Genomic DNA, 2861 nt, shown 5'->3' with positions numbered 1-2861 from the left:
TGAGTTGGGGGTCCACGCAGACGTCGTCCACCCCCAGCGGAGCGGCCAGGGCGCGGCCCAGGTGCATGCCGATGTCGACGATGACGCGGGCGGCGCGCATCATCTGCGCGTCCAGGTAGCCCAGGCGCCGCTCGGGGTCGGTGAGGAATCCCAGCTCGTCCATGAGGCGCTCGGCGTACAGCGCCCAGCCCTCGGCGTTGGCGCTGACGATGCCCAGGGTGGCCTGGTAGCGGGAGAGCCGGTCGGCCACGTGCACCCACTGCGCGAGCTGGAGGTGGTGGCCGGGGACGCCCTCGTGGTACCAGGTCGACACCAGGTCGTAGACGGGGAAGCGGGTCTCGCCCAGGGTGGGCAGCCAGGTGCGGCCGGGGCGGGAGAAGTCCTCGGACGGCTGGCTGTAGTACGGGGCGGCCGCGCCGCCGGGGGGCGCGATGCGGGACTCCACGCGCTTGACCCGCTCCGCCAGGTCGAAGTGCGTGCCGTCCAGCGCCTCGATCGCCTCGTCCATCAGCTCCTGGAGCCAGACGCGGACCTCCTCGACGCCTTCGATGTGCGTGCCGTGGACGTCGAGATGGGCCAGCGCCTCCCACGGGGTGCGCGCGTCCGGCAGGATCTTCGCGGCCTCCTCGCGCATCTCGCCGAGGATCCGGTGGAACTCCGACCAGCCGTAGGCGTACGCCTCGTCCAGGTCGAGGTCGGTGCCGTTCCAGTAGCGGGACCAGCGCGCGTACCGCTCGCGGCCCACGACGTCGGGGGCGCCATCGACGCCCGGGGCGTAGACGTCGCGCATCCAGTCGCGCAGCGCCACCAGGCCACCGGTCGCGGTGTGCGCGGCCTTGTCGAGCTCGGAGCGCAGCTCCTCGGGGCCGGCGGCGGTGAACTCGGCGAACCAGCCGCCGTCCGTGCCGATCCACTCGTCCAACTGGCCGAGGACCGTGGTCACCTGGAGCGGCCCGCCCGGAAGTCCGCGCGCGAGCCCCTCGGCGAGGGCGGCCCGGTGCCCGTCGAGCGAGGCCGGCACGGCCCGCAGCCGCGCGGCGACCGCCGCCCAGTCGTCGGCCGTGTCGGTGGGCATCATCGTGAAGACGTCCCGCACGGCGTGCAGCGGATCCTCCAGATTGCTCACCCGGCGCAGATGCTCACCGGTCTCGTCGATCGCGAGCTCGGCGGTGAGCCGCTCCCGGAGCAACCGGGCGCAGCGGCGCTCCCGTTCGTCCTCCGCGCCGGGCCGGGCCTCGGCCTCGGTCAGCCGCCGCAGCGTCGTGCGCGCGAGATCGGCCCGGGCGCGCAGGCCGTCGGGCGAGAAGTCGGGGAGGAGCGGAGCGGAGGCGGCCGCTCCCAGATAGGTGCCGGTGATCGGGTCGAGCTCGACGAACGCGTCGACGTGGGCGTCGGCGACCTGGCGGGGCAGCGGAGTGCTCGGCGTGTTGGACATGCCGACATCCTCGTACGGAGAGGGCTTCCGCGTCACCGGAATTGGCCGCCGCCGGCCCCCGCCCGACGGGTCGCGTTCACTGGTACTGCGGGCGCCATTCGAAGAGCAGGATGGTCGCGTCGTCCCGCAGCTCGTTGCGCTGGTAGTCGAGGATGGCGTGGATGAGCAGCCGCAGCACCTCGGCCGGGCGCTGCCCGGCGGCGGTGGAGCGGATGATGAAGTCGGTGAACCGGTCGAGGCCGAATTCCGCACCGTCCGCGTCGCGGGCCTCCACGACACCGTCGGTGTAGAGCAGGACGCAGTCGCCGGGCTCCAGCGTCGTCTCGTGGACCTGCCGGGATGCCGGGACGAGGTGGTCGGCCAGGCCGATCGGCGGCTGCGGGGGGCTGTCCAGCGCCCCGTCGAGCACCCGCTCGGCACGGATCAGCAGCGGCGGCGGGTGACCACAGTTCACCCAGCGCAGCACCCCGGTGGCCGCGTCGAGCCGGCACAGCACGCCGGTGCAGAAATGGTCGGGCAGCCACTGGGCGAGCGCCTGGTCGACGGAGCCGACGACGTCGGCCAGGTCGCCACCGCCGCGGCGGGCGTTCCGCGCCGCCGCCATGGCGACCGACGTGGTCAGGCCCGAGGTCAGATCGTGCCCCATGGAGTCGAGGATCATGGTGTGCAGGATGTCCTTGACCACCGCGTGGTCGAAGGCGTCGCCGGCCACGTCGTACGCCGGTTCCAGGACCGCGGTCGAGACGCACTTGCTGCTGCCGATGGTGGGGGACGGCAGAAAGGCCCGCAGCATCTCGGTGGGCAGCCGCATGGTCGCGGTGCGGGTCCGGGCGGCGAGCCAGTCGCTGTAGGCGCGCTTGGAGGTGATCAGCATGGCGAACAGACAGGCCAGCATGCGGGTCCGGCGCATCCGCACCCCGTCCAGCGAGGCGGTCCGCACCGCCAGCACGCCCAGCCGCTCCGCGCCGTCGACCAGAGGCATCCACACGATCACGTCGTCGCCGGCGTCGGCCACGCGCGGGGTGACCGTGCGGTACGCCCAGCCGGCCGGCGAGCGGTCCACCGGCAGCGGCTCCGAGGCCTCGTCGAGCGGGATGAGCAGCCGTTGTTGCAGGTCGACGAGGTAGATGAGCGCGGTGCCCAGGCCGAGGGCCGAGGCGCACCGGTTCGCCAGGTCGGGCAGCTCGATCGGCAGGGTCGTCTGAGCCTCGGTGATCAGCTCTTCCAGTCGATTCTCATCGACGGTGGTGTCGGGACCGGCGGGCGCGTGCGGTGGGTCCGGCACGGGGATCACCCCTTCCGCTCCCAGTCTCACACCGATCCCGGCCTCTCTCATGTCGGGCGCGTGCGCGGCGTGCGGCCGCATGTGGACTCCGCCCGGCCCGGCTCGGGGGCCGCGGGGGCGAGCGGCCCGGCGAGTGCGGTC

The 2861-nt window shown here is 73.4% G+C and carries 2 protein-coding genes; both read right to left on the bottom strand.

Translation table 11 applies throughout. The features are described 5' to 3' along the window. The coding region (locus AB0K09_RS31945) for a DUF885 domain-containing protein (protein WP_366068886.1) at positions 1-1435 on the bottom strand (1435 nt) is incomplete at its 3' end. A 76-nt stretch (positions 1436-1511) separates the two neighbouring features. After that, positions 1512-2771, bottom strand: a complete 1260-nt coding sequence (locus AB0K09_RS31940) for a PP2C family protein-serine/threonine phosphatase (RefSeq protein WP_366068885.1) — start codon at positions 2769-2771, stop codon at positions 1512-1514. Positions 2772-2861: the final 90 nt, after the last annotated feature.

Source organism: Streptomyces sp. NPDC049577 (assembly GCF_040675635.1).
Classification (GTDB): domain Bacteria; phylum Actinomycetota; class Actinomycetes; order Streptomycetales; family Streptomycetaceae; genus Streptomyces.
Note: the sequence above shows the minus strand (reverse complement) of the source record. Positions and strands in the feature narration are given on the sequence as shown.